This window comes from bacterium (assembly GCA_016873475.1).
Lineage (GTDB): Bacteria > Krumholzibacteriota > Krumholzibacteriia > JACNKJ01 > JACNKJ01 > VGXI01.
In genome coordinates this window covers 1-4312 of the sequence record VGXI01000242.1, presented here as the reverse complement: position 1 = coordinate 4312, position 4312 = coordinate 1, and the positions used below count along the sequence as shown (strand labels likewise).

The following is a 4312-nucleotide window of genomic DNA, read 5'->3' as shown; positions in this document are numbered from 1 at the left end:
GCTGCCCGCGGTGCTGCCCCAGCGGCCGGACCTGGAGATCGCCGGTCGCAGCCTGCCGGCGCAGGTCGTCGGCGGCGACTACTTCGACGTCATCGAGCTGCCGGGCGGCGACCTGCTCGCGATCGTCGCCGATGTCTCGGGCAAGGGTATCCAGGCGGCGATCCGCATGAGCGGCCTGCAGGCGATGACGCACAGCCTCGTCTACCAGGACCTGCAGCCGGGCGCCGTGCTCGCGCGCCTGAACGAGTACCTGGGCCGCGGCGGTCTGCGCGGGCACTTCGTCACCGCCTGCGTCCTGCGCATCAGCGGCCGCGGGTGGCGCGTGCGCCTGGCCTCGGCCGGGCACGAAGCCGTGCTGCTCGCGCATGCGGACGGCAGCAGCGAGAGCGTCGAGCAGCAGGGGGGCTTGCCTCTCGGGCTGCGCGCGGATCAGCAGTACCCGGAGCTGGAGTTGCAGCTCGCGACGGGCGACCGCCTGCTCGTCTACACGGATGGACTCACGGACACGCGCAATCGCGCGGGCGAGCACTTCGGCCTCGCGCGCCTGCAGGCGCGGCTGGCCGAGGCGGGGCCCAGCGCCGCCGCCTGGCTGGACAGCTTGCTCGCCGAACTCGAGCGGCACCGGGGCGAGACGCCCTGGTCCGACGATCTGACGGCGCTCCTCCTCAACACCCACGCAGAAGGGATGGCCTGATGGAAATCCGACGGAGTGACGAGGGGACTCAGGTCACCCTCAGCGTGAAGGGCGAGATCGAGGTCTACTCGCTGCCCGAGTTCTCCCGGCAAGTCGAGGCCCTGCTCGACGGGCCGGCCACGGTCGTCCTCGATCTCGAGGCCCTCGACTACATCGACAGCTCGGGGCTCGGTTTCCTGGTCACCCTGCACGAGCGGATGGAACGGCAGGGCCAGCGGCTCATCCTGGCCAACCTGCGCAGCCACGTCACGCGGGTCTTCAAGATCACCCGCCTCGACCAGATCCTCGACATTCGCAGCGGCAACGAGGCGAGTACGGGCGCCTGAGTCCGTCTGCGGCACGGCGCGCCCCGACCGGGAAGAAATGCCCACCGGGAGCGGCCGCCTTTTCCCCCCGGCCCCTGCGGCGCCTCCCCCCCAAATGACGCTCGCACAAGCGGGTGAGCCGCGCGGAGCGCCGCGCGCGGCGTGGCATGCGCCTTGATGTGCCGGCGCGGGCGCCGCCTGCCGTTCGGGAGAAGCGGCCTGCGCGCCCGGGGAGAAGCGCAGCCGATGATCAAGGCCCTGCACAGCAGTGGCCAGGCGATGCTCGTTCAGCAGCGCCGCCACGAACTGATCGCCAACAACCTCGCCAATGCGAACACGCCCGGCTTCCAGAAGCTGATCAGCCGCGTGGAGCAGGCGCCGCTGGCGGCCGTGCCCGGCCAGACGGCCAGGTCGGCGGGGCTCAGCGTGTCCGCGCTCACCTCCACCGCTCAAGGGCCGCTCGAGAGCACCGGCAACGCGCTCGATGTGGCACTGATGGGGGAAGGCTACTTCCTCGTCGAGACGCCCGACGGTCCCCGCTTGACCCGCGACGGCGGCTTCGCGCTGGGACCCGACGGCGAACTCCTGCACTCCTCCGGCCATCCCGTGCTCGCTGACGGCGGCAGTCTGCGCATCGACGGTCAGCCGAGCATCCTGCCCGACGGCAGCCTCCTCGACAGCGGTCGCGCCGCCGGGCGCCTGAGTATCGTCCGCCCGCTCGCGGGCACGGAGCTCCGGCGCGGCGGCGACAACCTGCTCGAGGCGCCGGGTGGCTACGAAGAGGTGCCGCTCGAGGAAGTGAGCGTGCAGGCGGGGCGCCGCGAGGGCTCGAACGTGGAGCCGCTGGAGGAGATGGTCGCGATGATCCGCGCCTTCCGCAGCTATGAAATGGCGCAGAAGGCGGCGCAGGCCGCGGACGAGCTACTGCGCGTGGCCGTCGAGCGCGTCGGCGTCCTGCGCGCCTGATCGGCGGCGAGCGCGCCGCACCGAGCGATGAACCGGGCGCTGCGGCGCCCGCCACCGACGAGCGCCAGACGCGCGTCGCGAGCACGAGGAGCAGCGAACGATGATGAGAGCCATGTCCACTTCAGCCAGCGGCATGCGCGCCCAGCAGCTCTACGTGGACACGATCGCCAACAACCTGGCCAACGTGAACACGACCGCCTTCAAGGCCGCGCGCGCCGAGTTCCAGGATCTGCTCTACCAGACGATCGCGCCCAACCAGCGCCAGGCGGCGGCCGCCGGCATCCAGCCCGTGCAGATCGGCCACGGCGTGCGCCTGGCCGCGGTGCGCCGCGACTTCGGCCAGGGCTCGACGATGGTGACCGGCAACGCGCTCGATCTCGCGATCACGGGGGACGGCTTCTTCCGCGTGGAACTCCCGGACGGCAGCTACGCCTACACCCGCGACGGCAGCTTCTCGCTCGACGGCGAGGGGAGCCTCGTCACCGCAGGCGGCATGCGCGTCGCGCCCGGCTTCAGCTTCCCCGAGACGGCGACCGAAGTGGGCGTGCAGCGCGATGGGCGCATCCTCGTGCGCTCCGACGGCGAACAGGAGTCGAGCGAGCTCGGCAGCCTGGAGGTGTACCGCTTCGCGAACCCCGCCGGGCTGCGCGCCGTCGGCAGCAACCTCTACGCGGAGACCGAGGCCAGCGGCCAGGCGACGCTCGGCGAGCCGGGCCAGGACGGGCTCGGCACCGTCGAGTCCGGCCTGCTCGAGATGAGCAACGTCAGCGTCGTCGAGGAGATGGTGCGCCTGATCGAGGCGCAGCGCGCCTACGAACTGAACTCCAAGGCCATCCAGACCGCCGAGGACATGCTCGGCGTCACCAGCCAGATCAAGCGGTAGCGCCGATGCGACACCTCGCGCTGCTCGCCTCTTGCCTGCTGCTCCTCGCCGCGCCGGCGACGGGACAGGAGTCGCTCGCGCTCCGCGAGACGCTCGCTTGCACGGGCCGCGTCGTGCTGCTCGGCGATCTCCTCGCCGCGGGCAGCGCCGGCGCGCTCGATGCTCGCCGGGTGGCGCAGAGTCCGGCGCCCGGTGAGACCGCGCTCCTCGATCGCGAGCGCCTGGCGCGCCAGCTCGCCGACTGGGGCTGGACCGGGCGGCTCAGCGGGCCGGCCCAGGTCAAGCTGCACACGCCGGGCGTCGTCGTCGCGCTGGCCCCGCTCGCGAACGCCGTGCGCGCGGAGCTGACGGCGCGCCTGGACTCGCTCGGGCTGCGCCTCTCCGGCGAGGTCGAGGGCTGGCCGGCGGAGCTGGTCTGTGCGGCGCCGCGCCTGCAGTGGCGACTCGCCCTGCCGGACGGCCAGCCCCGCGCGAACGGCAGCGCCCGCCTCACCCTCACCGATGCTGTCGGCTTCGAGCAGGTCCTCGAGCTGGCCTTCCCCTGCGCGCGGCCGCTGCGGGTGGGCGTGGTGACCGCGCCGCTGCCACGCGGCGCTCGGCTCGGCGAGTGGCGCGAGGAAGAGCGCGACGCCTTCCACATCTCGGGCGAGCCGCTGCCGCTCGCCGCGCTTCCCGGCGCCCTGATCAGCGAGCCGCTGCGCGCGGGTGAAGTCGTCACCCGGCGCAACGCGCGGCCGGCGCCCCTGGTGAAGGCGGGCCGCGAGGTCGAAGTCCGCCTGGAGCGCGGCGGCGTCACCGTCAGCCTGCGCGGCATCGCCCGCGAGGACGGTGCGCTCGGCGAACTCGTCGGCGTCAAGCATCTCGACGGCCAGGTGCAGCGGCGCTACCGCGTCGCCGGCCCCGGGCTCGTCGTCCCCAGCTACCTCAGCCAACCGGGAGGCTCCTCATGAAGCGCCCCCTCCTGCTCGTCCTGATCACGCTCCTCTGCGCGACCTGCGCGGCGCCGATCGGCGTTGCCGAGTCGCTGTGGGACAGCGATGCGGGCGGCAGCCTCTACGCCAACGTCAAGGCGCACCGGCCCGGCGACCTGCTCACCGTGATCATCATCGAGAACTCGAGCGCGAGCAGCGACGCCAAGACCGCCACCGAGAACGAGCACGAGACCGGCGGCGGCCCCGGCGAGGGTGCGCTGAACTTCATCCCACTCTGGGGCTTCAAGCAGAAGACCAAGTACGACGGCGAGGGCAACACCACGCGCAGCGGCCAGCTCAGCGCCGTGATGAGCGTGCGCATCATGGAAGAGCTGCCCGGCGGCATGTTCCGCATCGAAGGCCATCGCGAGGTCAAGCGCAACGGCGAGACCGACCAGATGACCCTCAGCGGGATCATCCGCAGTCGCGACATCACGCCCGACAACACGATCAGCTCGGCCGCCATCGCCGATGCCGTCATCCACTACGAAGA

The 4312-nt window shown here is 72.2% G+C and carries 6 protein-coding genes; all 6 read left to right on the top strand.

Features of this window, described 5'->3' with window-relative positions:
• Nucleotide 1 precedes the first annotated feature (1 nt).
• Nucleotides 2–694 (top strand): serine/threonine-protein phosphatase, encoded by a 693-nt coding sequence (locus FJ251_14000; protein ID MBM4118817.1) that lies wholly within the window; start codon nt 2–4, stop codon nt 692–694.
• Nucleotides 694–1020: an STAS domain-containing protein gene (locus tag FJ251_13995; protein MBM4118816.1), complete on the top strand. Its 327-nt coding sequence runs from the start codon at nt 694–696 to the stop codon at nt 1018–1020. The genes FJ251_14000 and FJ251_13995 overlap by 1 nt, the downstream gene beginning before the upstream one ends.
• Nucleotides 1021–1176: 156 nt before the next feature.
• The gene (locus FJ251_13990; GenBank protein MBM4118815.1) at nt 1177–1965 is read left to right on the top strand and encodes a flagellar hook-basal body protein; all 789 of its coding nucleotides are present in this window, start codon (nt 1177–1179) and stop codon (nt 1963–1965) included.
• Between the two features lie 100 nt (nt 1966–2065).
• Nucleotides 2066–2848, top strand: coding sequence for a flagellar basal-body rod protein FlgG (gene flgG / locus FJ251_13985; GenBank protein ID MBM4118814.1), 783 nt, complete (start codon nt 2066–2068; stop codon nt 2846–2848).
• A 5-nt stretch (nt 2849–2853) separates the two neighbouring features.
• A complete protein-coding gene (flgA, locus tag FJ251_13980; protein MBM4118813.1) occupies nt 2854–3798 on the top strand; it encodes a flagellar basal body P-ring formation protein FlgA in 945 nt (314 codons plus the stop codon).
• A partial coding sequence (locus tag FJ251_13975) for a flagellar basal body L-ring protein FlgH (protein ID MBM4118812.1) occupies nt 3795–4312 on the top strand: 518 nt, incomplete at its 3' end. The genes flgA and FJ251_13975, both read left to right, overlap by 4 nt.

Bases quoted from the DNA above. Each gene is read 5' to 3' on its own strand.
- FJ251_13995 (MBM4118816.1), top strand. From the start codon at position 694: ATGGAAATCCGACGGAGTGACGAGGGGACTCAGGTCACCCTCAGCGTG.
- FJ251_13990 (MBM4118815.1), top strand. From the start codon at position 1,177: ATGTGCCGGCGCGGGCGCCGCCTGCCGTTCGGGAGAAGCGGCCTGCGC.
- flgG (MBM4118814.1), top strand. From the start codon at position 2,066: ATGATGAGAGCCATGTCCACTTCAGCCAGCGGCATGCGCGCCCAGCAG.
- flgA (MBM4118813.1), top strand. From the start codon at position 2,854: ATGCGACACCTCGCGCTGCTCGCCTCTTGCCTGCTGCTCCTCGCCGCG.